This is a genomic window from Sphingopyxis sp. Root154, from assembly GCF_001427105.1.
Taxonomy (GTDB): domain Bacteria; phylum Pseudomonadota; class Alphaproteobacteria; order Sphingomonadales; family Sphingomonadaceae; genus Sphingopyxis.
The window spans coordinates 235,585-261,342 of record NZ_LMGI01000001.1 but is presented as its reverse complement, the minus strand read 5'-3'; the positions used below and the strand labels follow the sequence as shown (position 1 = coordinate 261,342).

Here is a 25,758-nt window from a genome sequence, read left to right as displayed (position 1 = left end):
TCGCTCCGACCCGCTTTATCCGGCGGATGAAGAGCATAATGTCTGACCATGGCGTGCACGGCCAATCAGCCCGTGCATTATATTAGAAACTGGAGAGAGAGTGTGGATCGTTATCTTGTCATTTCGTCGGACGGTCATGTCGGTCTGCCCCCCGAAAAATATCGCGGCTATCTGGAATCCAAATATCACCAGCAGTTCGACGAGACCGTCGAGCTGGAGATCAAGGCGCGCGAGGAGCATGAAAAGCGCTTCCTGATCGACGACTTCAACAACAAGTGGCGCTCGCGCGTCGGCGACGGCCTTGAAGGCGCGTGGGACGGCACGATCCGCAATCGCGTGCTCGACGGCGACGGCGTCGCGGCCGAAGTCCTGTTTCCCGACGGGATCACCGAACGCAATGCGCCGCCCTTTGGCGCCGACATCGGCCTCCGCCCCTCGGCGGCGCGGGCCGAACTGCAATGGGCGGGTGCGCGGGCGCACAATCGCTGGCTGGCGGAATTCTGTCAGGACGATCCGCATCGCCGCATCGGTCTGGCGGTGATTCCGGCGCTCTATGATATCGACGAGACCGCGAAAGAGATTGAATGGGCAAAGCGTCACGGCCTGAAGGGCGTGTTCTTCCCCGCGCTGACCGACGGGTTCGACCTGTATAATCACACCAAATATCACCGCATCTGGGCGATGCTCGAAGAAATGAACATGCCGCTTCATTTCCACTCGGGCGCCGCGCCCGCCTATGACACGACGCAGCCCGGCTGGATCGGCACCTTTCTGTGCGAATATGCATTCTGGATGACGCGGCCCCTGTGGGCGATGACCTTCGGCGGTGTTTTCGAAGAATATCCCAAGCTGAAGGTCTGCTTCACCGAGGCGGGCGGCGAATTCTGGTTCCCGTGGGTCACGCAGCTGATGGATGTCCGCGCTTCGGCCAAGCATACGAGCGGGAAACTCGGCGATTATTATGCCAATATGAGCATGAAGCCGAGCGAGTATTTCGCGCGCAATGTGTGGGTCGGCTGCTCGGCGCTGCCCGATGAGGAAACGACGCAGGCCTATTATGACATTGGCGTCGACCGCATCCTGTGGGGCACCGACTATCCGCACCCCGAAGGAACCTGGCCGCACACGTTCGAGAAAATGTCGGCCAGCCTTGGCGGACTGCCCGACGACGATATTCAGGCGATGCTCGGTATCAACGCCCTCGACGTTTATGATGTCGATGCCGATGCGCTGTGGAAAATCGCCGGCGAAATCGGCCCGCGCCGCGAATTGTTCGTCAAGCAGGCGGCCGAATAGGGCCACCGGTCAGCGTCCTTCTGATTTGGATTGGCGCTTTCTGGAAGCCCCCTCCTTTCAAGGAGGGGGCTTCTGCCGCTATAGCGATTGCATTCGGGCAATGCGCTGATAGCATCCGGTCCTTTAGGGTGGGTTGATGTCAAGCTGGCGCGGGATCGAGGAATTTCTGGCGGTTGTCGATCAGGGCAGCTTTACGGCCGCGGGCGATCGGCTCGGCCTTTCGAAATCCTATATCAGCAAGACGGTGCACGAACTGGAAGAGCGGCTGGGCGTCCAGCTGCTCGTCCGCACAACCCGCCGGCTGTCGCTGACCGGCGCGGGCGAAAGCTTCCATCGCGAATGTGCGCAGCTGCAACAGCGGTTGAGCGAAGTTGAAAAACAGGTCGGCCTTTACAGCACCCATCCCGTGGGCCGGCTGCGCATCGGGCTCAGCGACATCTTCGGTTCGGATTATATGTCGGGGCTGCTCGCCGAATTCAGCGCCGAGCATCCCGGGATCATGATCGAACCGATCGCCTATCTGAACGAGAATGAGATCGTTCAGGAAAGCTTCGACATCGTCATCCGCTATGGCGCGTTACCGAACTCGAATCTGCGCGCACGCACCTTTGGCTATCTCGCCTATTGCCTGTGCGCGACACCTGCCTATTTCGCGGCACACGGCTGGCCGAAAGCGCCCGAAGACTTGCTGGAACATGATTGCCTGACCGACCGCAGCGGATCGATCAGTTTCAACGGCGATATCTGTATCCGGGTCCAGCCCAAATGGGCCAGCAACAGCGGCATCGCCCTGCGCAGCGCGGCGCGAAAAGGGCTTGGCATCGCCAGCTTGCCAGTGATGGTCGTCCGTCAGGATCTGGCCGAAGGACGGATGGTCGCGCTCGAGGAGGAATGGTCCTTCTATGACCGCGAGTGCTGGGTCGTCTATTCGCCGGGCATCATGTCGGTCGCGACACGGGCCTTCATCGACTATCTGGTGCGCAAGACGGGGCGCACGAAAGTCCGTCCGTCGATGGCGGCATCGCTCGTCGCGCGCTATTAGGATCAACGTCCAAATCTGGCGATTGTTCGCGAGCAGGCACAAACTGTGCGCGATTTTGATCTTACCTCTTGGCGAACAGGCGATACACTTCCCGGACAAAGGCCATCGCTCAAAGATGGCGTGAACTGGGAGACTGACCTTGTCTAAAGTCGATCGCTTTCCGATGCCCATTCCCCATGGCTGGTTCGGAATAGGCTATAGCTCGGACCTTGCGATCGGCGATGTCCGGTCGGTCCGTTACTTCAGCCGGGATCTGGTCCTGTTCCGCAACGAGCAGGGCGAGGCGGGGCTCCTCGATGCCTATTGTCCGCATCTTGGCGCGCATCTGGGGCATGGCGGAACGGTCGAGGGCGACAGCATTCGCTGCCCCTTTCATCACTGGGCATTCCGGCCCAACGGTTTTTGCAGCAGCATCCCCTATGCCAAGGCTTTCCCGCCGCGCGCCAAGCGCGAGGCGCTCGCGCAGTCCTATCCGGTGGTCGAAAAGAGCGGCGTCATCTGGGCCTGGTATCATCCCGACGAAATCGCGCCGACGTTCGAGGTCATCGACTATCCCGAATTCACAAACCCCGAATGGGCCGAGCCGATCAAGCGCGAATGGCGTTTTGCGAGCAACCCCCAGGAAATTGCCGAAAACGGCGTCGATGTTGCGCATTTCGCCTATGTCCACTCAATGGACGCGGTGCCCGAGGGCGAGACCGATTATGACGGTGTGCAGCGGCACAGTGTTGCGCGGGGACATCGCACCATCGACCTGCCGTCGGGCGAGCGCAAGCAATTGCCCTATTCGGTCGACACGCTCCAGAACGGGGCGGGGCAGAAGTTCACGCGGCTGAGCGGGCTCGTCGAGCTGTCGCTGCTGGTCATCGCCACACCGGTCGAAGCCGACGACGTCGAACTGCGCTTCTGCTTCACCCATCCGAAGGTCGCGCCGGGTTCGCCCGAGGAAAAGGCGATCGAGGCGGCAATCGAGAGCACTTGCGGGCAAAAGGGCGTCGAGGGCGATATTCCGATCTGGCATAACAAGATCCACCGCGCCCGGCCGTATCTGTGCGACGGCGACGGGCCGATCCTGCGCTTTCGCCGCTATTTCGAGCAATTTTATTCCGATGGGCCGGACGGAAGCCGCCTCGTCGAGGCGGCCGAATAAGCCCTCCGCGCACGCGGAAAACGATCACTGCCAAAACATCTGCGCCTGCGGGCGCCATAGGGAGAATTGCGATGTCCAAATTGCGTTATGTTCAGGGTCCTGTCGAAACCCGTGCGCCAGGCATGCTGCGCAACACCGTCTACGGAATTCGCGCGACATATGAGACCGATCCCGAAATCATCGCGGCGCTCCTGCCGCAACCGCTGGTCGCGACCGCAAGGCCCGAAATCTGGCTGCAGATGGTGCATGTAGCGATGCATGTGACCGAAACCGAGACGATCGAAATCGGCGCTCTCACCGTGGGGGTCAGCTGCACCCATGAAGGCGCACCGGGCGCCTATTGCTTCCACATGGCGATGGAAGGCGAAAGCGTCGTCACCTCGGGTCGCGAACGTTTCGGCGAGCCGAAAAAGATCGCGGAAACGCATTTCGAACGCAACGGCGATCATTTGCGTGCGACCTGCTCGCGTCACGGTATCGCCTATTTCGAAATCGAAGGCACGATCGGCGAAGCGATCGATGAGCCGCTGAAATTCGAAGAGCATCTGTTCTGTTACAAGGGTATGCCGTCGATCGACCAGCCGGGCCAGTTCGATGGCGACGTCTTCCTCACCCGTCTCAACTGGGAGCGCAATTACGACGCGCGGCGCGCGATGACGGGAACGATCACCTTGCGCGATTCGGCTTTTGACCCGCTCGCCGACATCCCCGTTCGTCGCATCACTGACATGCAATATGTCGAGGGCGGGACTGCGACCGGCGGCACGCTGCTGCGCAAGGTGCCGGGCGAGTGGATCGCGCCGCACTGGGTCGGACGGAACGACGATCCGCGCAACGTTGGCGTCGATGTTGGCAAGCGGAAGGCCGCCTGATGAACAATTTTTCCGGCCGGGTGGCCGTTGTTACCGGTGGGGCGAGCGGGGTTGGCAAATGTCTGTGCGCCGACCTCGCCCGCGCCGGGGCGAATGTGGTGATTGCCGATATCGATCCGGCGCGACTCGAAGCCGTGCGCGTCGAGATTGACGCGCTGGGTTCGGGGCAGGTGCTCGCCATCGCCTGCGACGTGACCAAGGAAGCGTCGGTGCGGGCGCTGGCGGATCAGGTTTTCGGGCACTTCGAGACGGTGCATATCCTGTTCAACAATGCCGGCGTCGGGCTGGGCGAGGCGCAGCGCAAGCTGTGGACGCTTCCGCTCAGCGACTGGCGCTGGGGGATCGACGTCAATGTGCTTGGCGTCATCCACGGTATTGCGGCTTTCGTGCCGCGGATGATCGAGGCGGGGCAGGAGGGGGTGATCGTCAACACCAGCTCGACCAACGGCGGGCTGCGTTCGCTTCCCAACACCCCCATTTATGCCGCCACCAAGGCGGCGGTGACCAGCATTTCCGAGGTCTTGCACCAGCAATTGCTGCGCGAGGGGGGCAAGCTGCGCGCCGCCACTCTCTTTCCGGGGCCGCACACGGTCAACACGGCGATCATGGCATCGGGCGAGGTGCGCCCGGCCGATTATGTCGAGAATGAAGCCCAGACCAAAGTGGCCTATCGCACGATGGAAGATCTGGTACGGACGACCGGGCTTAAGCTCAAGCTGACCGAGCCTGCGGAGGTTTCCGCCTTCGCGCTCGAGGGCATTCGGGCGGGGCGTTTCTGGTTGCTGCCCGAAAGCGAGGAGAATGACGTGTTGATCGCCGCGCGAACCGAACAGATATTGGCGCGGCGGGATCCGCCGTCGGCATGGTGACGGTGGCGGCGGCCGAAGGGCAGGGGCCGGATCAGGAGGCGGCGACCAAGGGCGGTTTCTATCGCTGGCTGGTTGTTGCGATCCTGTTTACCGGCTATTGCTTCAGCGCAATCGACGCCCGGGTCCTGACGCTGATGGTCGAACCCATCCAGCGCGATTTGGGTCTCACCGATTTCGAGATCAGCCTGCTTCAGGGCTTTGCCTTTTCGCTCCTCTACAGCATAGCCGCGCTGCCCATCGGCCGCTTCGTCGATCGCACCAAAAGGCGCGCGACGCTGATCGTCTGGGGGGTGCTCTTCTGGTCGCTGATGACCGCGGCCTGCGGCTTTACCAGCAGCTTCATCGGGCTCTTCCTCGCCCGCGTCGGCGTGGGGGTGGGCGAAGCGACACTCAGCCCGACCGCTTATTCGCTGATCAGCGACTATTTCGAGCGGCGCCGGCGGGCGCTGGCGATCAGTTTCTATGCGATCGGCTATCCGATCGGCGGCGGTCTCGCGCTATTGATCGGCGGCTGGCTGCTTGCGCGTTTCACCAAAACCGGCGGCGCGACATTGCCGTGGCTTGGCAGTTTCGAACCCTGGCAGATGGTGTTCCTGTGCGTCGCGGCCCCCGGAATACTCGTCGCCGCACTGATGATGACGATCCGCGAACCCGCGCGGCAGGAGCTGGCGGCGAATCTGTCGGTACAAAGCAGCCTGCGCGAAGGGTTCGACTATATTGCCGAGCGCTGGGCGCTTTTCGGCTCCTTGATCGGGTCGCTCAGCCTGATTGCGCTCCTCGCGATCGGCACCGCCTTGTGGTTCCCGACATTCCTGATCCGCAGTTATGGCATGAGCCCTGCTGAGGTGGGGATGTCTTATGGGATGATCATGCTGACCTGCGGCACCGTCGGCACGCTGTCGGGTGGTTGGCTCGCGGGACGGTTGATGCAGGGCGGGCGGGCCGACGCCAATATGCGCGTCGTGCTGATCGCGACCTTGCTGAAGGGCGTGCCGCTCATCATCGCGCCGCTGATGCCGACGGCCTTTCTGTCGTTGACGATGATGGCGATCGGCACGCTGATCGGGCAGGCGTCGCAAGGCGTGATGCTGACGGCGATCCAGGATGTGACGCCCAATCAGCTGCGCGGCCAGGTAACCGCGATCTCGCTCTTGTGCGTCAATCTGGTGGGGATGGGGCTGGGCGCCAGCGTCATCGCCGCGATCACCGATTTCGGTTTCGGTGACCAGGCGGCGCTCGGCTATTCGATCGCGATTGCCGGCGGGGTCGTGTTGCCGCTGATCATCGGCCTGCTTCTTGTCGCCCTGCCGCATTACCGCCGCGCGATCGAAGGCTGACGCGCGCCGCCACTCCTTTTTGGGGGCGCGTCAGCCGAGAACGGCGACGCTGCGCAGGATCAGGCGGACGAGATCGGCCTGGCGGCTGACGCCGGTCTTGCTGAGGATCGTCTTGCAGTAGCTGCGGACGGTATTTTCGGTGAGCTCCAGCCTGGCCGCCGCTTCGGCGAGGCTGAGCCCGGTTGCGAGCAGCGCCGCGAGATGCGCTTCGGACGGCGTGAGGTCGAAAATCTGGCTGACCAGTCTTTCGAGCGGCTGGTTGTTGTCGAGCCCGGAGACATAGACCACCGCGGCCGGGCCCGCCTCGTTGCTATAGCGTGAGGGGGTTTCGATCGTGCGCACCAGCACGCCCAGATGGCGGTCTATGTCAGCCTCGACGCGCAACCCTTCGGCGAAGCTGCCGCCATCGCGGCGCGCCGCGACCGCCTTGCCGACCAGCTGCTGGAGCTGTGCGTTGCCCGCCTTGCTCGCGAGCACGAGCCGGTCGTCGGCGGCGCGCAGCGCGTCGCTCGACTTGATCAGCGCGCGGCCCGCGCTGTTGGTGCGCAGGATGCGGCCCGCGCCATCAAGGATGAAGGTACAGAGCGTCAGCCGGTCGAGCGTGTCGATCATCACCTGCAGCTCGGTCTCGTCGCGGCGCATGCGTGAGAAAAGCGCCAGCGATTGTTCGAGATGCGGGCGGAGCGCGAGCAGCACCTGCTTGTCGTCATCGGTGAAATCCGCTTCATCGGGGCCGTTGGTCAGGCCGACATTGCCCTCCCACCCGCCGGGTTCGGAGATATACATGCCGAGCTGATATTCGATGCCATAGGGCTGCAATATCTCGCGATAGAAGCGATTGCCGCGAAGATCCTCGGGCGAAATTACCTCGCTCAGTCGGAAGATATCGCCGGCTTTGGTTAGCGCGTTGCGCAAGGGGTCAAGATCGCCGAGTTCGGCATGGACCGCGTGAATCCGTCGCGCCTCGTGCTCGTCGATCACGGGCGGCGGTCCCCAGATGATCAGCGGCGGGGTGCCCTGCCGGCTGAGGCGCAACGTGATAGCCGCGCTGGCGCAGCGCATCCGCCGGCTCAGCGCTTCGAGGAAGCCCAGCCACGGCGTCGCTTCGAGCGGCCCGCGATAAAGCAGGGTCACCAGTTCATCGACTTCGGCCAGAGGTTTTCCGATCCGCATTCGGGCTTCGCTTCCTGTTCGCGTCCCACCGTCCAATAATTATGGGGAGTCGGGCTCCAACCGGCAATGACCTGTCCGGGCCCGAGCGGCAAGAGGCGGTGCGCAAATCGCGCGCCCCCCGAATAGGGGTTGTCGCGGCCACACCCGCGCGTAACGCAGCGGGGAGCACATCGATCGGGCGAATGGACGGCTTGTCCATGGATGCCCGGCGCAGGAGACGATCTGCCGTGGCTAAAGCCAAGTTCACGATACCCCATAAAATCTTCGCCGCGGCACGCACGCAGGGCGATTCCGTCGCGATCCGGGGCGAGGACGGGACCGAGGTTCGCTATCGCGATCTCGAACCGCTGGTGCGTGCCGCCGCCAAGGGTTTTATCGCCGCGGGGATCGTAGCGGGGGACCGTATCGCGATCTGGGCGCCCAACGCGATCTTCTGGATCATTGCCGCCATCGGTGCGCAGGCCGCGGGCGCGGCGATCGTACCGCTCAACACGCGGCTGAAGGGGCGCGAGGCGGGCTACATCCTGCGCACCAGCGGTGCCAGGCTGCTGCTTACCGTCGCCGATTTTCTCGGCACCACCTATCCGGAATTGATCGCAGATGAGGATCTGCCCGATTTGCGCGGAATCGTCCTGATGGAGGGCGACAAGGGTGGCACGGCTTGGCAGACCTTCCTCGATCGCGGCGCAGCCCTTTCCGATGCCGCGGTCGGCGCGCGGATGGATGCGCTGGGCGAGGATCAGGTCTGCGACATCCTCTTCACCTCGGGCACCACGGGCAATCCGAAGGGCGCCGTGACGACGCATGGGCAAAATGTCCGCCTGTATCTCGCTTATGGCGAGACGCTGACATACGGGCCGGGCGACAGTTTCCTGATCATCAATCCATTTTTCCACAGCTTCGGCTACAAGGCCGGCTGGCTGGTCGCGCTGATGCGCGGCGTGACCGTGCTACCCCACGCTGTGTTTCAGACCGATAGGGTCCTCGAACGGATCGAGCGCGAACGGGTGACCCTGCTCCCCGGGCCGCCGACGATTTTCCAGAGCCTGCTTGCTGGTCCTTATCGCGACCACGATATTTCTTCGCTGCGCGTGTCGATCACCGGCGCGGCTTCGGTGCCCGTCACCCTGATCGAGGAGATGCGCGGCAAGCTCGGCATCGATGTCGTGCTCACCGCCTATGGCCTCACCGAAACTTGCGGCGTCGTGACGATGTGCGGGGCCGGTGACGATGCTGCGACGATAGCCAACACCGCGGGCCGCCCGCTCGACGGGATCGAGGTCAAGCTCATCGACGAGGCGGGCAAGATAGTAACGCCGGGCGAAGCGGGCGAACTGCTCGTGCGCGGACCCAATGTGATGCAGGGCTATTTCAACGACCCGGCGGCGACCGCTGCGGCGATCGACGGGGAAGGCTGGCTGCGCACGGGCGACATCGCGGTGCAGGACGCAAGCGGCAATGTGAAGATCACCGACCGCGCCAAGGACATCTTCATCGTCGGCGGCTTCAACGCCTATCCGGCCGAAATCGAAGGGCTGCTCGCGGCCAATCCGGCGGTCATGCAGTCGGCGGTCGTCGGCGTACCCGACGAACGGCTGGGCGAAGTGCCCAAGGCCTATGTCATTCTGCGCCCCGGTACTCGCGCCACCGCCGACGAGATTATCGCCTGGTGCCGCGAGAATATGGCGAATTACAAGGTGCCACGTCAGGTGGTGATCGTCGACGAGCTGCCGATGAATGCCGCGGGCAAGGTGCAGAAATTCCTGCTGCGAGAGTAACAGTTTGGGCTGCGTTCGACCGGTTTCTGCCCCGTCAATCGTCACCCCACAGCTGACGGTTCACGCGTCCGGATAAAAACGGCTGATCGTATCCACAACGCAAGCCGGCTTCTCGGCGCCCTCGATCTCCACGGTCACGCGGACGACCGCCTGGATGCCGCCCTTCGCTTCCTCGGCCTTGACCAGTTCGCCCTTGCCCCGGATCCGGCTGCCGGCCCGGACGGGGCTCAGGAAGCGCAGATTGTCGGTGCCGACATTGACCCCCATCGAAACGCCGCGAACCTCGATCAGTTCGGGCAGGAAGCGGTTGACGAGGCTCATCGTGAGATAACCATGGGCGATCGTGCCGCCGAACGGGCCGTCCTTCGCGCGCTCGGGATCGACATGAATCCATTGGTGATCGTCGGTGGCGTCAGCGAACAGGTCGATGCGGTCCTGCTCGATTGCGACCCACTCGGTAGGTGTAAAGCTCTCACCCACCGCGGCGAGCAGCTCGATCGGCGTTTTGAAAATCCGCGCGCTCATGCCTGCTGGCTCGACACCGCAAGCACTTCGCCTGTCATGTAGGAAGAAAGGTCGCTGGCGAGGAACATCATGACGTTCGCGACCTCCCACGGCTCGGCATAGCGGCCGAAGGCCTCCTTCTCGGTCAGCTCCTCGAGCAGCCCCGGCGGGGTCACCTTGGAAAGCGAAGCGTGCATCGCGAGGCTGGGCGAAACCGCGTTGATGCGGACGCCGTGCTCGGCGGCTTCGAGCGCCGAACAGCGCGTGAAAGCCATCACCCCCGCCTTGGCCGCGGCATAATGCGCCTGCAGCTTTTGCGCGCGCCAGCCGAGGACCGAGGCGTTGTTGACGATTGCGCCTTTCTGGCGCTCGTACATGTGCGGCAGGATCGCGCGCGTCATGCGGAAGACGCTGGTGAGCGTGACGTCGAGCACCTTGTGCCACTGGTCGTCGGTCATCTCGACCACCGAAGCCGCGCCGCCGAGGCCGGCATTGTTGATGAGTATGTCGATACTGCCCATGCCCGCGATCGCCGCGGCGACGAGCGCCTGCACCTGTTCTTCATTAGTGACGTCGCAGACGAGTGTGCCGGGGCGCGCGAAGCCCAATCCCTCGATCCGATCGGCAGTCTCGCCCAGCCGGCGTTCGTGCATGTCGGAGAGGAAGAGCGTCGCGCCTTCCTCGGCCGCGCGCTGCGCGACCGCGCCGCCGATGCCGCTGCCCGCGGCGGCGGTGATTAGCATGGTCTTGCCCTTCAAAAGGCCGGTCGGTGTCGGATATTCGGGGGCGGGTCGTGCCACGCTTCGTTCCTTCATTTGAGGTCGCCGCGCGGCTCGCGGGGTAGCCCCAGCGCGCGCTCGGCGATGATGTTGCGCTGAATCTCGTTGGTGCCGCCATAAATTGTATCGGCGCGGCTGTAGAGGAACAGGTTGGGAAGCGCGGGGAAGGCATAGTCATGCCCCGCGACGGTCTCGCCCGCCTGTCCCAGAACGTCCATCGCGAGTTCGCCGAGATCGCGGCGCCATGTTGCCCACTGGATCTTGTAAGTGAGCGCCGACGGGTTGAGCCTGCCGCCCTCCGCATCGGTGAGCATGCGCAGCGCGCCATAACGCATAAGTTTCAGGCCGATTTCGGCCTTGGCGATGCGCTGGCGGATCAGCGGGTTTTTCGCTTCGCCATTGGCGCGCGCCGCGGCGATCACCGCGTCGAGTTCGTTGCGAAAGCCCATTTGCTGCGCGAGGGTCGAGACGCCGCGCTCGAAGCCGAGCAGCCCCATCGCGACCGTCCAGCCATCGCCCGGCGCGCCGAGGATGTTGGCGGTGTTGGTGCGCGCGCCGTCGAAAAAGGTTTCGTTGAACTCGGCTTCACCGGTGATCTGGTGGATCGGCCGGACGGTGACGCCGCTCTGGTCGACCGGGACGAGCAGGAAGGACAGCCCCTTGGGACCCTTCGACCCTTCCTCGGTGCGCGCGATCACGAAAATCCAGTCCGAGAATTGCGCGAGGCTGGTCCAGACCTTCTGCCCTTCGATCACCCAGTCGTCGCTCTCGCGCCATGCGCGGGTGCGGACATTGGCGAGGTCGGACCCGGCCCCCGGCTCCGAATATCCCTGGCACCAGATTTCCTTGCCCCGCGCAATCGCGGGCAGGAAGCGCGCCTTCTGTTCTTCGGTGCCGAAAGCGAGGATGGTGGGTCCCGCAAGCTCGATACCGATATGATTGAGCCGGGGCGGGGCGCCTGCGCGCGCATATTCCTCGGCAAAGATCACCTGCTCGGCGAGCGTCGCGTCGCGGCCGCCATAGGCCTTGGGCCAGCCGACGCAGCTCCAGCCCGCTTCGCCCAGTCGGCGCTCCCAGTCGCGGCGGCGATCGGGGCTGGCGACCAGACTGGTCAGTCCGCGCACGTCGGCGAAGGGGCCGTTTAACTCGGCCGCGAGCCATGCCGCGGCTTCGGCGCGAAACGCCTCTTCTTCGGGAGAAAATCCCAGCTTCATGCCGCTTCGTCCAATCCGGCCAGCGCGGCCACCCGTTCGCGGTGCCAGTCGGGGGTGCCGAGCAAGCTCGCATTGCTGCGCGCGCGCTTGAAGAAGAGGTGCGCGTCATGCTCCCAGGTGAAGCCGATGCCGCCGTGAAGCTGGATCATCTCGCCCGCGCAATCGCTATAGGTGTCGCAGGCAAAGGCCTTGGCGGCGTGGACCGCGAACTTCGCTTCGTCCGACCCTTCGTCAATGGCGCACGCGGCCCAATAAACTGCCGAGCGCGCCTGCTCGATCGCGATCATCATGTCCGCCAGCCGGTGCTTGACCGCCTGGAAACTGCCAATCGAACGACCGAACTGGACACGTTCCTGCGCATAGGCGACCGTCCGGTCGAGACATGCTTGCGCGCCGCCCAGCGCATCGGCCGCGATGGCGAGCCATCCCGTAGTGAGCGCGGCGTGCACGGCGGCGCGGGGGTTGGCGAGAGGCTCGGCGAGGGCGCCGCCGAAATCGAGCCGGGCATAGGGGCGCGTCTGGTCCATGCTGGTGAGCGGGGTGATGCGGAGCCCGGGTGCGCCGCACTCGATGATCGCGACCCCATTGTCGGTTTCGACCACGAAGATGTCGGCGCCTGCGCCGTGCGGTACGTGGAGCGCGGCACCGGTGAGCCTTCCGTCGCTGAACGTCGCGCGGGGCGTTTCGCCCCTGTTTACGGTAGCGAAGCTCGCCACCAGTTCGCCCGACGCGAGGCGGGGGAGGAGGCGTGCCTTCTGCTCGTCGGTGCCGCCAGCGAGGATCGCCGGGGCGGCAAGCGTGAGGCTGGCGAGCAGCGGCAGCGCCGCGGTGTGCCTCCCCGCCGCCTCGGCCAGGACCGCAAGCTCGACCATGCCGAGCCCTGCGCCGCCCAGCGCTTCCGGAATCGCGACACCGGCAAGCCCAAGGTCGCCAGTGAATGCTTGCCACAATGCACCGTCGACACCGGTCTCGGCCATCGCGGCGCGCGTCCGCTCGCTCGTCGCATTCTCCGCGAAGAAAGCCTTCGCCGTTTCAGCGATCATCACCTGTTCGTCGGTGAAGGCGAAATGCACCTTAGCTGCCCCAGACCCGGCGCGGTTCGCTCCGTTCGCCAAGCAGGGCGTCGACCGCACGGCCCACATCGGCGGGCGCCCATTTTTCCTGCTTGCCGACCTGCGGCCCTTCGCGCCAACCGTCCTCGAGCATGATCTTGCCGCCTTCGAGTTCGAAGACGCAGCCCGTCACATGCGCGCTTTCGGCGCTGCCCAGCCACACCACCGTCGGCGCGATATTGGCGGGGTCCATGACGTCGAAGGCATCACCCCCGGTCGCCATCTTGTCGGCGAACGCCTGTTCGGTCATCCGCGTCCGCGCCGAGGGCGCGAGCGCATTGGCGGTGATGCCATAGCGGCCAAGCTCGGCCGCCTGAACCAGCGTGAGCGAGGCGATGCCACCCTTCGCGGTCGAATAAGCCGCCTGCGCGATGGAACCTTGAAGTCCCGCCCCCGAAGTCGTGTTGATGATCCGCGCGTCGACCGCATGGCCTTGTTTCTGCCGCCCGCGCCAATAATCGACTGCATGCCGCGCAATACAGAAATGGCCGCGCAGATGGACGTGCATCGTCGAATCCCATTCGTCGAGCGTCGCTGACACGAACATCCGGTCGCGGACGATTCCGGCATTGTTCACCACGACATGCAGGTCGCCGAACGCCGCAATCGCGGCATCGACGATGCGCTTGGCGGCATCCCAGTCGGTGACGTCTTCATAATTGGCGATCGCCTTGCCGACGCCGCCCGCGTTGATCTCGGCAACCACGGCGTCCGCCGCCGACGTGTCGCGCCCTTCACCCGCCAGCGATGTGCCAATGTCGTTGACCACGACATTGGCACCCTCGGCCGCGAAGCCCAGCGCATAAGCCTTGCCCAGCCCGCGCGCCGCGCCGGTGATGATGACGGTCCGCCCTTCGCAAAGTGTCATTACAGCCTCTCGATTATCGTGACATTGGCCTGACCGCCGCCTTCGCACATGGTCTGGAGACCATAGCGACCGCCGGTACGCTCAAGCGCATTGAGCATCGTCGTCATCAACCGTGCGCCGGTCGCGCCGAGCGGATGGCCGAGCGCTATCGCGCCGCCGTGGACATTGACCTTTTCATGCGGGATGCCGAGTTCCTTCATCCACGCCATCGGAATGCTGGCAAACGCTTCATTGCATTCGAACAGGTCGATGTCGGCGACGGTCATCCCTGCCTTCGTCAGCGCATATTGCGTCGCGGGGATCGGCGCTGTGAGCATCCACACGGGATCGTCGGCGCGTACCGACAGATGGTGGATGCGCGCCCGCGGAGTGAGGTTGTGATCCTTCACCGCCGCCTCAGACGCGATCAGCAGCGCTGCGGCGCCATCGCAATTCTGGCTGGAGATGCCCGCGGTGATCTTGCCGCCTTCCTGGATCAGCCGCAGCTCGGCCAACCCTTCGCGCGTCGTTCCGGGGCGGATTGTTTCGTCCTGCGCCAGCCCCTCGAGCGGCGCGATTTCATTGGCGAACCAGCCGGCATCGGTCGCGGCCTGCGCGCGTTGGTGCGAGGCGAAGGCGAATTCCTCCATCTCGGCGCGGCTGATGCCCCATTTGTCGGCGATCATTTCGGCCGAGTTGATCTGGTTGAGCAAACCATCACCATAGCGCGCGATCCAGCCGGGCGACGTGTTGAACGGATTGGTGAAGCCATAGGGTTCGCCGGCGTACATGGCGGCGCTGATCGGGATGGCGTTCATCGCCTGCGATCCGCCCGCGACGACCAGATCCTGCGTCCCGCTCATCACGCCCTGCGCCGCGAAATGCAGCGCCTGCTGGGACGATCCGCACTGGCGATCGACCGTCGTGCCGGGGACATGCTGCGGCATCCCCGCGACGAGCCAGACGGTGCGCCCAATGTCGCCCGCCTGCGGCCCGATCGTGTCGCAGCAGCCCCAGACGACATCGTCGACCGCGCCCGCGTCGATGCCGGTGCGCGCAATCAGCGCCTTGATCGGATGCGCGCCAAGGTCGGCGGGATGGACGGCGGCGAGGCTGCCCTTCTTCCGCCCGATCGGCGTGCGCACCGCGTCGATGATATAAGCTTCGGCCATCAGATTTCCTTATGCGAATGTGTGTGCGGGGCCGATCGCCAGCCCCCCGCCGATCACGGCGTCGTCGATGCGTTTGAGGTGGAAGGCGCGGCTGCCCCACGCCCCGGCGAGCGCCCAACTGCGCTTCATCCAGAAATGCAGGTCGACCTCATAAGTATATCCCATCGCGCCATGGACCTGGATCGCGGTCTCGGCCATTTGGATCGCGGCGTCGGTCGCGGCGACCTTGGCATGGCTGATGTGGACGGATGCGCTGGACAGACCATCGGTCAGCGCCTGCGCCGCGCGCCACACCACCGGCTTGGCAAATTCGATCGCGACCGCGGCGGTGGCGAGTTGATGCTTCACCGCTTGGAACGCGCCGATCGGCTGGCCGAACTGGGTGCGGATTTTGGCATAGGCCGCCGACTGGTCGAGCATTGCTTCCGCGAGGCCGACAAGCTGCGCGGCGGACATCAGTGCGCCGAGATCGAGCAGCAGCGGATCCGACGAAGCCGCATTGGCTTGGCGCGTCAGATTGCGCAGCGGGTCGATGCTGTCGAGCGCGGCGCCCTCGCCGTCGCTGACCCACGGGTTGATCGCATGCGCGACCGACGGCTTCGCGGTCCCGGCGACGATCGCGGCCATTTGCTCGGTCTCGCCCTGAGCCAACAACCACGGCACCACGACGAAGGCGGTGTCGACCAGCGGTTCGGCGAGGCAAGCCCGCCCGCATTCGCGCGCGATCAAAGTCGCATCGACAAGGCCAAGGCCAAGCCCGCCGAACTCCTCGGGAACCAGCAGGCCGGTGAGCCCCATGTCAACGAGCCCCTGCCAGATCACGGGATCGCGATTGTCGCCCGCATCGAGTCTGCGCAGCACGTCGGGGCCGTGGGTGCCCGCCAGATAATCGCGGATGGTTTCGGCCAGCGCGAGCTGGTCTTCGTTCAGCAGAAATTCCATCAGCCCGCTCCCACTCTGGGCAAATCGAGCAATCGTTCGGCGGTGATATTGCGCTGAATTTCGTTCGATCCGGCGTAGATCGGTCCCGATAGCGAGAAGATATAGCCCTCCAGCCACTGGTTCATCCGGCCATCGTCGAAACGGCGGAGTTCAGCCGCCGCACCCAGCAATTGCATCGCGGTGCGGTGCATCGCGCGGTCGAGTTCGGACCAGAAAATCTTGTTGAGGCTCGCCTCTGCCCCGATCGACCCGCCCGCCATGATCTTCGCGGCGACGGTATAGGTGTTGTACGCATAAGCCTGCGCCTGCATCCACGCGGTCATCACCGCCTCGCGCGCCGCGGGCGACGCCTTGGCCTCATGCTTGCGATACAGATCGACCAGCCGTTTCGCGGTCGCCTGAAACCGGCCGGGCGAGCGCAGCATCAGCCCGCGTTCGAAACCCGCGGTCGCCATCGCGACCTTCCAGCCTTCGCCTTCGCCCGCGATGCGGTTTTCGACCGGCACGCGCACCTCGTCGAAGAACAATTCGGCAAAGCCGGTGTCGCCGTGGAGCTGGCGGATCGGGCGGCGGGTGATGCCGGGGCTGTTCAAATCGAACAGGATGAAGCTTAAGCCCTTGTGGCGCTTGCTGCCCTCTTCGGTGCGGAAAATGCCGAAGCCCCAGTCGGCGAAGGCCGCGCGGCTCGACCAGGTTTTCTGGCCGCTGATCACATAATGATCGCCGTCGCGCACCGCCTTGCTGCCGATCGCCGCCATATCGGACCCGGCGCCCGGTTCGGACCATGCCTGCGCCCACATCGTCTCGCCCTTCGCCATCGGGGTCAGGAAGCGCGCTTTTTGTTCGGGCGTGCCGAATTCCATGATCGTCGGGCCGAGCAGGAAGATGCCATTCTGGTTGGCGCGATTGGGGCCGCCGGCGCGGAAATATTCTTCCTCGAAGATCAGCCACTGGATCAAATCGAGCCCGCGCCCGCCATAGGCCTCGGGCCATGTCACCATGCCCCAGTTTCCGCTCGCGAGCGTACGTTCCCAGATCACATGCTGGTCGAAGCCTTCGCGGCATTCGAGCGTCACGAGCGGCTCCCTGGGCACATGCGCGTCCATCCACGCACGCACCTCGGCGCGGAAATCCTGTTGTTCGGGGGTATAGACGAGGTCCATCAGAATTCCGCCGCCTTGCCCGTCTCGACAAAGGCATCGCGCGATTTCTGGCTGTCTTCGTGCATATACATTTCCAGCGTGAAGCCCTGTTCCCAGCGGTAGCCGCGGTCGACGTCGCGTTCCTCGAGCCCGTTCAGCGCCTCCTTGGCAATCACCAGCGCCTTGCGCGATTTCGATGCGATCACCGCGCAAAACGCGCGCGCTTCGCTTTCGAGGTCTGCCCGCGGCACGACCTTCTCGATCGCGCCCAGCCGCCACGCGTCCTCGGCGGGAATCGTGCCGCCGGTGAAGAAGGCCGCGCGCACCTTGTGCAGCGGCAACATGCGTGAAAGGTGCGAAGCCCCGCCCATCGCGCCGCGATCGACCTCGGGCAGCGAGAAATAGGCGTCGTCTGCTGCGATGATGCTGTCGCTGGCGCCGCAAATACCGATGCCGCCGCCGATGACGAATTTATGGACGGCGCTGATCACCGGCACCTCGGCGTTGCGGATCGCCTTGAAGGTCAGGTAATTGCCGCGATTGAGGAGAGTGATACGTTCGGGATGCGCCTGCATCTCCTTGATATCGACCCCGCCGCAAAAGCCCTTGCCCTCGGCGCGGATCAGCACGCAATTGACCTCGGGATTGCTCGCCGCCGCGGTGACGATCGCGGGGATCGCCATCCATGTTTCGCTGTCGAACGCGTTGACCGGCGGGACGTCGAAGACGATTTCGGCGATCCGGTCCTTGATGGTGCAATGTATCGGCATGGGTTTAGTCCAGTCCTCGCAGCGCGGCCAGGCGGGCGCGCGCATCCTTTTCAATCGAAGAGAGAAGATCGGCACAGCTCGGCAAATCCCCGAGGCGCCCGCCGACAAGCCCGGTCGCGAGCAGGCCGTTGTCGGTGTCGCCGTCCACGACCGCTTTCTGGATCAGCATCGGCGCGGCGGCCGCCATCATCGCTTGCGGCAGCGACAGATTGCCGTGGCTGGTCATGCCGCGCGCGGCGCGCAGCAGTTCGCCGAAGCTGGCGCCGGTCTGGCGCTTCATCGCAAGCCCCGCCTCGATCGCGCGTTTCCACATCGCGAGCTTCCCCGATGCCTCGATGCGTTGCATCGCGGGGGTCAGGATCATCCGCTGCGGGATGCCGTCGATCTTGGTCGACACGACAATGTCGCCGGTACCGGCGCGGACATAGGCCGATTTGGAACTCTCGGGGATCGGGCTGTCGCTGGTCATCAGGAAGCGCGTTCCCATCGCGATACCCGCCGCGCCATAGGCCAACGCCGCCGCGAGCCCGCGCCCGTCGGCAAAGCCGCCCGCCGCGACGACCGGAACGTCAACCGCGTCGAGAACCTGCGGCAACAGCACCGTCGTCGCGACCGCGCCGGTATGCCCGCCGCCTTCACCGCCCTGCACGGTGATCATCTCGCACCCCAGCTGAACCATTTTCTCGGCATGTTTGACCGCGCCGACGGTGGGGATGCACAGAATACCGGCGTCCTTGAACCGGCCGATCATTTTCGCATCGGGCCCCCGCCCGAAACTGACCGCGCCGACGCGGTCGCTGTTCGCGACGATCAGATCGACAATCTCGGCCGCGCCGGGCTGAAAGCTGTGGAAATTGACCCCGAAGCGGTGCGGGGTCAGGTCGCGCAGCCGCGCGATCGCTTCGCCGAGTTCGGCAGGCTTCATCACCGCCCCGGCGAGAAAACCGAATGCGCCGGCATTGCTCGACGCCGCGACCAGCTCAGGCGTCGCGATCCAGCCCATCGCGGTCTGGATCACCGGCAGGCGGCATCCCAATGCCTGGGTCAGCGGGGTGGTCAGCGCGTCGGTCACGGAATCAGCCCTCGCCCGCGGCTTTCTTGTTCGCCTTGGCCATCGCCGCGCCGTCGAGCCCGCCGAGCGAATTGCCGCTGACCAGATCATTCTGCGCATGGGCGAAATGGTGCATGTGGAAGACCGCATCCATCGCGGTGCGCTTGCCGCGCAGATCCTCGACATGGTTGAGCGCCTGCTTGGTCAGCCAATTGCCAAGCCGCGGACGGGTCGCGAGTTCCTGCGCCATCGCCGACACCTTGTCCTTGAGTTCGGCGCGCGGGACTATTTCGTTGACCATGCCGAATTGATATGCGCGCGCGGCGGGCATCCGTTCGCCGAGCAGCAGGAAGCCCTTGGCGATGCGCGGCGGCAGTTCGAAGCCATGGGCGAAATATTCGACCCCCGGGATGCCCATGCGGTTGACGGGGTCCTGAAAGAAAGCATCGTCGCTGGCGACGATCAGGTCGCAAACCCACGCCAGCATCAGCCCGCCGGCGATGCACGCGCCCTGTACCATCGCGATCGTCGGCTTGGGGATGTCCCGCCAGCGGCGGCACATCCCGAGGTAAACTTCCTGCTCGCGGGTATAAAGCAATTCGGCGCCGGGCCGGGTGGTGTGATCGCCGAACATCAGCTTGCGGTCGAAGGGCACCAGATGGTCGCGCCCCGGCGTGCCGATGTCGTGCCCGGCGCTGAAATGCTTGCCGTCGCCGCTCAGCACGATGACCTTGATCGCATCGTCGTCGGTCGCACGCTGGAAAGCGGCGTCGAGCGCGTAAGTCATCTGGCTGTTCTGCGCGTTGTTGAACTGCGGCCGGTCCATGATGATCCACGCGACGGGACCATCGACTTCGTAGCGGACGGGCGTGTCGGTTTCATACACCGGCTGTTGCGGCTGGCGCGGGACGATGTCGGTCATGCTCAGTTCCTCTTGCCTGCAGGATTGTCCTTGATCACGCTCGCCCGCAGATTGTGCGGATCGAACCGCGCGATGATCGCGAGTTGCTCGACAGTGGGAGCGGGGGTCTCCCGGATCTCGGGCGCGGCGGTCAGCGCAAAGCCTGTTGCATCCTGCGCCTGATCGAAGCGCACGCCCGGATGAAGCATGATGACGCGGATCTCGTGATCTGCGCCGCCGAAGTCCATCACGCAAAGATCGGTGACGATCAGCCGCAGATCGACGCGGTCGAAATTTGCGCCCGCGAGGCGCCGCGCCGGATTATAACCCACGCTCGAAACCATATCGACCTCGCCTTCGACGAAGACGCGCTTCGAATGGGCGGGGACGAACATCGAGTTGATGTGATAGATCGAGTTGCCCGGAAAGCCGCGCGCGCCGAGCATCTGCACCTTCGGCTGATCATAGGTGCCGCCGAGATAGGAGATGTTCGTCTGTCCGAAGCGGTCGATCTGGCTCGGCGTCACCATCGCGTGGCGCTTGCCCGACCACACCGCGGCATCGAAGAAGCGCGAGAAGGGCAGATAGCCTGCCGCCTTGCGATCGTCATAGCCACGCGGGCCGAGCGGTACCGGCTCTTCGACCAGAAAGGCCTCGCCATCGGTCATCATCAGCTCAGGGGTGTGGGTCACCTTGGCCAGCGAGGCGGCAAGCCGCGGCGCGGTGCCGATACCGGTCGCGACGAGTTCGCCATTGCCGCGCCACGCTTCGGACGCAGCGACGATCAGTTGTTCGCAAAGGGTGAATTCGGGTGCGGTTGTCATGTCGTCCGCCTCAGAAAATCGGAAGGGGGAGGGCGGCGATGGCGTCCTTGCCGCCGGCGCGATCGAGATAACCCGCCTCGTCAGCACCGACGGTGCCGGCGAGCCAGGAGTCCCAGCCGCCGTCCTCGCGTGCGCTTGCGGCATAGGCTTTGAGATGTTTCATATCCCAGCCGTACGAAGGCGGCATCGAGGTCGGATGCGCGCCGAGCGGCGCCTCGACCACGCCGTGGATGAAACAGCGCTCGACGATGTTGGCGCGGGCATCTTCGGGATAGCTATGGTCCATCCGGTCGACGACCTCCTCGGCCGAAACGAAGGTCCGGTCCGCGGCGCGCGCGAACCATTCGTCATAATAGGTGTCGGGGCCGAGCGCCTGGATATTGCCGAGCTTGTCGGCACGATGGACGTGGAGCAGCGCGGCATCGAGTTTGAGCGGCGGCATCGCCAGCACGACCTCGCCATCGTCATAAGGCGACTGGACGGTCTTGAACCCTCCGTGTGTCATCACGTCGGTGCCGATGCCGACATGGGTGGGGAGGAAGGGCAAGCGGAACGCCGCAGCCTTCAAGCCCCATTGGAGCATGCCTTCGTCGAGTTCCAGAATGTCGAGCGTGCCCGCCTCACGCGCCTTGCGGAAATAGGGCTCGAGCGGGATTGCATCCATCGAGACGAAGCCGAAGATCAGCTTCTTCACCTTGCCCGCGGCACACAGCATGCCGACATCAGGGCCGCCATAGGTGACGATCGTCAGGTCGGTCAGGTCCGAACGCAGGATCGCGCGGACCAGCGCCATCGGCTTGCGGCGCGGGCCCCAGCCTCCAATCCCGATCGTCATCCCGCTCTTCAGCGAGGCGACGAACTGCTCGACGGTCAGTTGCTTGTTCAATCCACTCTCCAGCCCACAGGCGCCGGACACAAAGGCGCCCGCGATGTTGCAAGATGGATAGGCGCGCTGGCCGTTCGGCCGATACCACCATATGGAGAGAGACTTTCGCGCCGCCCGATAAGAGAGAGGCGGACGAGAAATGGAGATCGACATGGCGGACGAGAAACAGCGCGTGGCGCTCGTGACCGGCGGCAGCCGCGGTATCGGCCGCGCAATCGCGGAGCGGCTGCTGGAAGAGGGCATGCGCGTCGTGATCTGCGGCCGCAATGCCCCCGACGACCTTCCGCGCCATCATGGCGCGGTGACGGAGTTCGAGGCGTGCGATGTGCGTTCGGCGGACGAGGTTCAGGCGATGGTGGACCGCATTTTCGAACGCCACGGCCGACTTGACCTCGCCGTGAACAATGCCGGGGGCTCCCCCGAAGCCGATGCGGCCTCCGCTTCGCCGCGTTTTTCGGAACGCGTCCTCGCGCTCAACCTGCTCGCGCCGCTGCATGTCGCGCAGGCCGCTAACCGCATCATGCAGGCGCAGGAGGATGGCGGAAGCATCGTCAATATCGCCAGCGTCTCGGGTACGCGGCCGTCGCCGGGAACGGCGGTTTATGGCGCGGCCAAGGCGGGGCTGTTGAGCCTCACCGAATCGCTTGCGATGGAATGGGGACCAAAGGTGCGTGTGAATGCGATCGTCGTCGGGCTGGTCGCCACCGAGGCTGCGGCCGATCATTATGGCGGGGAGGCGGGGATGAAACGTATCGATGCGATGCTGCCGCTTGGCCGGATGGCGCGCGGGCCCGATATCGCAGGCGTCGTCAGTTTTCTGGCGTCGGCGGACGCGGCCTATATCAGCGGTGCAAGGATCGCCGCGCATGGCGGTGGCGAACGGCCGATCTTTCTGAGCCTTGCCCAGATGGGCTGACCTCGCGAAGGACGAGCCGCACAGGGTGAGCGACCTTCGAAAACATTCCGTGCGCGGTGCAGGACAATGGCGACTTGGCGAAGGCGCCGGACGGTTGCGATAATGATGCCGTCTTCCACTGCCATACCGGAGTGCCGTCATGCCTGCAGAGACCGTCAATCGCCAATGGCTGCTCGCGCGGCGCCCCAGGGGGCCGGTAAGCGTGGATGATTTTGCTCGGCGCGATGCGCCCATGCCGCGCGCCGATCTGGCCGTGGGCGAAATTCTCGTCCGCAACCTCATGCTCGGCTTCGATCCCGCGCAGCGCGGGTGGATGGACGATGTCCCAAGCTATCTGCCCCCCATCATGATCGACGAGCCCGTGCGCGGCAGCGCGGCAGCGCGTGTGATCGCGTCGGCCAACCCGGCCTATCCCGAGGGCTCGATGGTGCGCGGGCTGTTCGGATGGCAGGACTATGCTGTGGCGGCTCGGGCAGGGGACCCCGATCCGGTCCCCATTACCGAAGATACGGCGCCCGAAGAGGCGTTGGGTATATTCGGCGCAGCGAGCCTCACCGCCTATGTCGGCATGTACGATGTCGGCCGACTCCGCGCGGGGGATTGCGTGCTCGTTTCCGGCGCGGCGGGTGCGGTCGGATCGGTCGCCATCCAGATCGCGCGGCTCGCTGGTGCGCGCGTGATCGGAATAGCCGGGGGCGCCGAAAAATGCCGCTGGTTGATAGAGGATTACGGTGCCGACGCCGCGATCGATTATCGCGCTGAAGATGTGCGGGCGCGGCTCGGAGCGCTCGCGCCAGAGGGAATCGACCTGTTCTTCGACAATGTGGGCGGCGCCACGCTCGAAGCGGGAATCGCGCATATCGCGCGCTTCGGCCGGATCGTGCTGTGCGGCGCGATTTCGGGCTATAACGACACGCACGCCGCTGTCGGGCCGCGTAATCTGGTGCGGCTGATTCCGCAGCGCGCCGAGATGCGTGGCTTTATCCTGCTGGACCACCTGGATCGCGTGCCCTCTGCGATGGTGGAACTCAGGCAATGGGTCCGCAGCAACCGAATCCGCTATCGTACCGACATCCAGCACGGTTTCGACGCTATTCCACAAACATTCTTGCGGCTGTTCAACGGCTCAAATCAGGGCAAGCAATTGCTGCGGATCGACGGGGCGGAGTAGGCTTGGATTACCGGCGCGGGCCTCCGTAACGGTGTACAAACGGCGGACGCTATTGATGATTGGCCGCGCGTGCCGCATTCTTGGGGCATGAACAAAAAGTCTAGCCAGAGCGCAAAGGGGCCGCGCAAATTTCTGGATCTCGAGCAGCAGCAGGAGTGGCTGGAGGGCAGGGTGGAATTGGCCGACGCCGAAGAGCGGCAGGATTCGATCGAGCAGCGGATGAAATATGCGCACCGCTTCCAGAAGCTGCTTCGTCGACCGCAGGCGTCCGAGCTGTTTGAGATTCTCGAGCTATATGGCCAGACTTGCATGCCCTTGCCTCGCGCGACGGAGCGCACTTACTGGTCGGCTTCCTGCCTGCCATCGACGTCGGACAAGCCATTGGTCCGCGTCAACGCGAGCTGGATGGAACTGTTCACTCTCTACGCCGACGGCGACGATCTCCGCGCAAGGTTCATTATTCACCTTTCGGATTTCACGACCAATGGGTCGTTCGCACAGGAGATGATCGACCAGGTGTTTCTCGAGGGGAGCGTGCGGACGCCCGAGGACTTGCGCTATTCGGTTCCGAGCGGTCCGGACATCTTCGTCATCAAGATACGAGGCTCCGCGTCCATCCGCGACTTCCTCACGGCCCCCCGCGCGCTACGCGCTGTTCGGAGATTCAATCTGACCCACATGAATCGCGGCAGGAATGCCTATCAGGCCAGCCATTCGTATAGCGTGGCGGATTACATGCTGGGGGAGGGCTCTTCCTGATGCTCACAACTGCCGACAGTCAACGAACGGCCGGCCGTACAGGAATCGGCGGCGCTGTTGCCAATTCGGTCGCCAATACCGCGATCGACGTCGCCGATGCGGGCGCCAGCGCGCGCGGCCTCGCCAGAACCGGAAAGGCCAAAAATGCTGAGCCCGATCGTCTCGGTCGGGCTGCTACTCATCGGCGCTCCTGAAAGCTGACTGGCAGCAACGGGCCAAAAACTCAGTCATCGCTGGATTCCGGCACCCGCCGCCGCTGCGCAGCACATTCGTCCGCGAGGAAATCCAGAAGCGCCCGCACCGAAGGGAGGAGCCCGCGCCGGGATGGAAAAACGGCATGGACGATTTCGTTCGACGGTTTCCAATCGGGCAGCACCGTCTCCAGGCGCCCTGCCTGCAAATCGCTCCAAACGACAAGGGTTGGCAGGCGCGCAGCCCCGGCCCCGGCAAGCGCGGCGTCGCGCAGCACCGCCATATCATCGGTGACCAGCCGTGGCGTATGGCGCACCTCTGCGACGCTGCCGTCGACATGGGTCAGGCGCCAGCGATGCTCGCCGCCCGCGGGCCCAAAATCAAGGCTGGGCAGGCCCGCGAGATCGCCGGGCAGGGTGATGGCCCGTTGCTTCAACAAATCGGGGCTGGCGACGATCCGGATCGTGCGCTCGTCGAAACGTCGCATGACAAGCTCGCTCTCGGTGAGCGGCGGTGGTCGGACACGGATCGCAATGTCGAACCCTTCGCCGATGACATCGATGCGGCGGTTGGTACTTTCGACGTGGAGTTCGACTGCCGGATAGAGCGCCATGAAACGCCCCAACAGTTCGCCGAACTGGAAGGCAAGAAGGCCGGTGGGGCAGCTGAGCCGCACGACGCCGCATGGCTCGGCGCGCGACTGGTCGATGACGGTTTGTGCGCCTTCGGCCTCGATGAGCATGGCGACGCAGCGGCGGTAATATTCCTGACCGATCTCCGTCACCGAAAAGCGCCGCGTCGAACGCTGTATCAAGCGCACGCCCAGTCGATCTTCGAGCAAGCCGATGCGACGGCTCACCTTCGACTTCTGCAAGCCCAGCGCACGCGCGGCCGCGGCGAAACCCCCATGATCGACGGCCTGTACAAAGAGATAGAGGTCGTTGAGGTCCTGCATTGTCCTATCAGTAGGACTCTGAGTCCATTTTCGCAATCTTTCGGCATATTTGGTGAATGATTATTGTGCATTTCAACAGATGCCTCCCAGTGGAGGCGCAGGAG

At 64.4% G+C, this 25,758-nt stretch carries 26 protein-coding genes; 10 read left to right on the top strand and 16 right to left on the bottom strand.

Annotated elements, in window-relative coordinates:
• The first annotated feature begins 102 nt into the window (after positions 1-102).
• From ASD73_RS01140 to ASD73_RS01115, 6 genes are all read left to right on the top strand, one after another.
• Entirely contained in the window at positions 103-1,296 is a 1,194-nt protein-coding gene (locus tag ASD73_RS01140) for an amidohydrolase family protein (RefSeq protein ID WP_056369874.1), read from the top strand.
• 136 nt (positions 1,297-1,432) lie between these two features.
• A complete protein-coding gene (locus tag ASD73_RS01135) occupies positions 1,433-2,338 on the top strand; it encodes a LysR family transcriptional regulator (RefSeq protein ID WP_056369877.1) in 906 nt (301 codons plus the stop codon).
• Between the two features lie 163 nt (positions 2,339-2,501).
• Positions 2,502-3,488, top strand: coding sequence for a Rieske 2Fe-2S domain-containing protein (locus tag ASD73_RS01130; protein ID WP_156377299.1), 987 nt, complete (start codon positions 2,502-2,504; stop codon positions 3,486-3,488).
• Between the two features lie 71 nt (positions 3,489-3,559).
• Positions 3,560-4,360: an acetoacetate decarboxylase family protein gene (locus tag ASD73_RS01125; protein WP_056369880.1), complete on the top strand. Its 801-nt coding sequence runs from the start codon at positions 3,560-3,562 to the stop codon at positions 4,358-4,360.
• Entirely contained in the window at positions 4,360-5,229 is an 870-nt protein-coding gene (locus ASD73_RS01120; protein WP_056369882.1) for an SDR family NAD(P)-dependent oxidoreductase, read from the top strand. The genes ASD73_RS01125 and ASD73_RS01120 overlap by 1 nt, the downstream gene beginning before the upstream one ends.
• Positions 5,223-6,566 carry an MFS transporter gene (locus ASD73_RS01115; RefSeq protein ID WP_056369885.1) on the top strand — a complete coding sequence of 448 codons (1,344 nt, stop codon included), beginning with the start codon at positions 5,223-5,225 and terminating at the stop codon, positions 6,564-6,566. The genes ASD73_RS01120 and ASD73_RS01115 overlap by 7 nt, the downstream gene beginning before the upstream one ends.
• A gap of 30 nt (positions 6,567-6,596) precedes the next feature.
• Here ASD73_RS01115 and ASD73_RS01110 read toward each other — a convergent pair whose 3' ends face one another.
• A complete protein-coding gene (locus tag ASD73_RS01110; RefSeq protein ID WP_056369887.1) occupies positions 6,597-7,739 on the bottom strand; it encodes a helix-turn-helix transcriptional regulator in 1,143 nt (380 codons plus the stop codon).
• Between the two features lie 227 nt (positions 7,740-7,966).
• On the opposite strand from ASD73_RS01110, the gene ASD73_RS01105 reads away from it, so the two are divergent.
• Positions 7,967-9,517 carry a FadD3 family acyl-CoA ligase gene (locus ASD73_RS01105; protein ID WP_235534049.1) on the top strand — a complete coding sequence of 517 codons (1,551 nt, stop codon included), beginning with the start codon at positions 7,967-7,969 and terminating at the stop codon, positions 9,515-9,517.
• Between the two features lie 60 nt (positions 9,518-9,577).
• Here ASD73_RS01105 and ASD73_RS01100 read toward each other — a convergent pair whose 3' ends face one another.
• Genes ASD73_RS01100 through ASD73_RS01040 form a run of 13 tightly spaced genes read right to left on the bottom strand, consistent with a single transcriptional unit; the run spans position 9,578 to position 21,661 of the window.
• Positions 9,578-10,042 (bottom strand): MaoC family dehydratase, encoded by a 465-nt coding sequence (locus tag ASD73_RS01100; protein ID WP_056369889.1) that lies wholly within the window; start codon positions 10,040-10,042, stop codon positions 9,578-9,580.
• Positions 10,039-10,821 (bottom strand): SDR family oxidoreductase, encoded by a 783-nt coding sequence (locus tag ASD73_RS01095; protein ID WP_235534046.1) that lies wholly within the window; start codon positions 10,819-10,821, stop codon positions 10,039-10,041. Before ASD73_RS01095 ends, ASD73_RS01100 begins: the two co-directional genes overlap by 4 nt.
• Positions 10,822-10,832: 11 nt before the next feature.
• The gene (locus ASD73_RS01090; RefSeq protein WP_056369892.1) at positions 10,833-12,014 is read right to left on the bottom strand and encodes an acyl-CoA dehydrogenase family protein; all 1,182 of its coding nucleotides are present in this window, start codon (positions 12,012-12,014) and stop codon (positions 10,833-10,835) included.
• A complete protein-coding gene (locus ASD73_RS01085) occupies positions 12,011-13,087 on the bottom strand; it encodes an acyl-CoA dehydrogenase family protein (protein ID WP_056369894.1) in 1,077 nt (358 codons plus the stop codon). Before ASD73_RS01085 ends, ASD73_RS01090 begins: the two co-directional genes overlap by 4 nt.
• A gap of 1 nt (position 13,088) precedes the next feature.
• A complete protein-coding gene (locus ASD73_RS01080) occupies positions 13,089-13,994 on the bottom strand; it encodes an SDR family oxidoreductase (protein ID WP_056369896.1) in 906 nt (301 codons plus the stop codon).
• The gene (locus ASD73_RS01075) at positions 13,994-15,145 is read right to left on the bottom strand and encodes an acetyl-CoA C-acetyltransferase (RefSeq protein WP_056369898.1); all 1,152 of its coding nucleotides are present in this window, start codon (positions 15,143-15,145) and stop codon (positions 13,994-13,996) included. Before ASD73_RS01075 ends, ASD73_RS01080 begins: the two co-directional genes overlap by 1 nt.
• Before the next feature lie 9 nt (positions 15,146-15,154).
• Positions 15,155-16,087 (bottom strand): acyl-CoA dehydrogenase family protein, encoded by a 933-nt coding sequence (locus tag ASD73_RS01070; RefSeq protein ID WP_056369900.1) that lies wholly within the window; start codon positions 16,085-16,087, stop codon positions 15,155-15,157.
• Positions 16,087-17,250 carry an acyl-CoA dehydrogenase family protein gene (locus ASD73_RS01065; RefSeq protein ID WP_056369902.1) on the bottom strand — a complete coding sequence of 388 codons (1,164 nt, stop codon included), beginning with the start codon at positions 17,248-17,250 and terminating at the stop codon, positions 16,087-16,089. The genes ASD73_RS01070 and ASD73_RS01065 overlap by 1 nt, the downstream gene beginning before the upstream one ends.
• Complete coding sequence (locus ASD73_RS01060; RefSeq protein WP_056370477.1) at positions 17,250-17,999, bottom strand: enoyl-CoA hydratase family protein; 750 nt, start codon at positions 17,997-17,999, stop codon at positions 17,250-17,252. Before ASD73_RS01060 ends, ASD73_RS01065 begins: the two co-directional genes overlap by 1 nt.
• 4 nt (positions 18,000-18,003) lie before the next feature.
• Positions 18,004-19,071, bottom strand: a complete 1,068-nt coding sequence (locus tag ASD73_RS01055; RefSeq protein ID WP_056369904.1) for an NAD(P)H-dependent flavin oxidoreductase — start codon at positions 19,069-19,071, stop codon at positions 18,004-18,006.
• Between the two features lie 4 nt (positions 19,072-19,075).
• Positions 19,076-19,972: an enoyl-CoA hydratase gene (locus tag ASD73_RS01050; protein ID WP_056369906.1), complete on the bottom strand. Its 897-nt coding sequence runs from the start codon at positions 19,970-19,972 to the stop codon at positions 19,076-19,078.
• A gap of 2 nt (positions 19,973-19,974) precedes the next feature.
• Entirely contained in the window at positions 19,975-20,775 is an 801-nt protein-coding gene (locus ASD73_RS01045; RefSeq protein WP_056369908.1) for a CoA-transferase subunit beta, read from the bottom strand.
• A 10-nt stretch (positions 20,776-20,785) separates the two neighbouring features.
• On the bottom strand, positions 20,786-21,661 hold the full coding sequence (locus ASD73_RS01040; protein ID WP_056369909.1) for a CoA transferase subunit A: 876 nt from the start codon (positions 21,659-21,661) through the stop codon (positions 20,786-20,788).
• 151 nt (positions 21,662-21,812) lie between these two features.
• Between ASD73_RS01040 and ASD73_RS01035 the strand changes: the two genes are divergently transcribed.
• The 3 genes from ASD73_RS01035 (at position 21,813) to ASD73_RS01025 (ending at position 24,507) form a co-directional block, all read left to right on the top strand.
• Positions 21,813-22,577 (top strand): SDR family oxidoreductase, encoded by a 765-nt coding sequence (locus ASD73_RS01035; RefSeq protein WP_200934854.1) that lies wholly within the window; start codon positions 21,813-21,815, stop codon positions 22,575-22,577.
• A gap of 139 nt (positions 22,578-22,716) precedes the next feature.
• On the top strand, positions 22,717-23,748 hold the full coding sequence (locus ASD73_RS01030; RefSeq protein WP_082521275.1) for an NADP-dependent oxidoreductase: 1,032 nt from the start codon (positions 22,717-22,719) through the stop codon (positions 23,746-23,748).
• A gap of 87 nt (positions 23,749-23,835) precedes the next feature.
• Complete coding sequence (locus ASD73_RS01025; RefSeq protein WP_056369916.1) at positions 23,836-24,507, top strand: hypothetical protein; 672 nt, start codon at positions 23,836-23,838, stop codon at positions 24,505-24,507.
• On the opposite strand, the gene ASD73_RS22645 is transcribed toward ASD73_RS01025, so the two are convergent.
• Both ASD73_RS22645 and ASD73_RS01020 read right to left on the bottom strand, forming a co-directional pair.
• A complete protein-coding gene (locus ASD73_RS22645) occupies positions 24,480-24,689 on the bottom strand; it encodes a hypothetical protein (protein ID WP_156377244.1) in 210 nt (69 codons plus the stop codon). The genes ASD73_RS01025 and ASD73_RS22645 overlap by 28 nt on opposite strands.
• 41 nt (positions 24,690-24,730) lie before the next feature.
• Positions 24,731-25,654, bottom strand: a complete 924-nt coding sequence (locus tag ASD73_RS01020) for a LysR substrate-binding domain-containing protein (protein ID WP_056369919.1) — start codon at positions 25,652-25,654, stop codon at positions 24,731-24,733.
• Between the last annotated feature and the right edge of the window lie 104 nt (positions 25,655-25,758).

Excerpts from the sequence above, each read along its gene's own strand:
- ASD73_RS01115 (WP_056369885.1), top strand. The coding sequence starts at position 5,223 with ATGGTGACGGTGGCGGCGGCCGAAGGGCAGGGGCCGGATCAGGAGGCG.
- ASD73_RS01060 (WP_056370477.1), bottom strand. The coding sequence starts at position 17,999 with ATGCCGATACATTGCACCATCAAGGACCGGATCGCCGAAATCGTCTTC.
- ASD73_RS01080 (WP_056369896.1), bottom strand. The coding sequence starts at position 13,994 with ATGACACTTTGCGAAGGGCGGACCGTCATCATCACCGGCGCGGCGCGC.
- ASD73_RS01135 (WP_056369877.1), top strand. The coding sequence starts at position 1,433 with ATGTCAAGCTGGCGCGGGATCGAGGAATTTCTGGCGGTTGTCGATCAG.
- ASD73_RS01045 (WP_056369908.1), bottom strand. The coding sequence starts at position 20,775 with ATGACAACCGCACCCGAATTCACCCTTTGCGAACAACTGATCGTCGCT.
- ASD73_RS01125 (WP_056369880.1), top strand. The coding sequence starts at position 3,560 with ATGTCCAAATTGCGTTATGTTCAGGGTCCTGTCGAAACCCGTGCGCCA.
- ASD73_RS01025 (WP_056369916.1), top strand. The coding sequence starts at position 23,836 with ATGAACAAAAAGTCTAGCCAGAGCGCAAAGGGGCCGCGCAAATTTCTG.
- ASD73_RS01050 (WP_056369906.1), bottom strand. The coding sequence starts at position 19,972 with ATGACCGACATCGTCCCGCGCCAGCCGCAACAGCCGGTGTATGAAACC.
- ASD73_RS01020 (WP_056369919.1), bottom strand. The coding sequence starts at position 25,654 with ATGCAGGACCTCAACGACCTCTATCTCTTTGTACAGGCCGTCGATCAT.
- ASD73_RS01110 (WP_056369887.1), bottom strand. The coding sequence starts at position 7,739 with ATGCGGATCGGAAAACCTCTGGCCGAAGTCGATGAACTGGTGACCCTG.
- ASD73_RS01035 (WP_200934854.1), top strand. The coding sequence starts at position 21,813 with ATGGCGGACGAGAAACAGCGCGTGGCGCTCGTGACCGGCGGCAGCCGC.
- ASD73_RS01130 (WP_156377299.1), top strand. The coding sequence starts at position 2,502 with ATGCCCATTCCCCATGGCTGGTTCGGAATAGGCTATAGCTCGGACCTT.
- ASD73_RS22645 (WP_156377244.1), bottom strand. The coding sequence starts at position 24,689 with ATGAGTAGCAGCCCGACCGAGACGATCGGGCTCAGCATTTTTGGCCTT.
- ASD73_RS01090 (WP_056369892.1), bottom strand. The coding sequence starts at position 12,014 with ATGAAGCTGGGATTTTCTCCCGAAGAAGAGGCGTTTCGCGCCGAAGCC.
- ASD73_RS01030 (WP_082521275.1), top strand. The coding sequence starts at position 22,717 with ATGCCTGCAGAGACCGTCAATCGCCAATGGCTGCTCGCGCGGCGCCCC.
- ASD73_RS01120 (WP_056369882.1), top strand. The coding sequence starts at position 4,360 with ATGAACAATTTTTCCGGCCGGGTGGCCGTTGTTACCGGTGGGGCGAGC.
- ASD73_RS01100 (WP_056369889.1), bottom strand. The coding sequence starts at position 10,042 with ATGAGCGCGCGGATTTTCAAAACGCCGATCGAGCTGCTCGCCGCGGTG.
- ASD73_RS01070 (WP_056369900.1), bottom strand. The coding sequence starts at position 16,087 with ATGGAATTTCTGCTGAACGAAGACCAGCTCGCGCTGGCCGAAACCATC.
- ASD73_RS01065 (WP_056369902.1), bottom strand. The coding sequence starts at position 17,250 with ATGGACCTCGTCTATACCCCCGAACAACAGGATTTCCGCGCCGAGGTG.
- ASD73_RS01075 (WP_056369898.1), bottom strand. The coding sequence starts at position 15,145 with ATGGCCGAAGCTTATATCATCGACGCGGTGCGCACGCCGATCGGGCGG.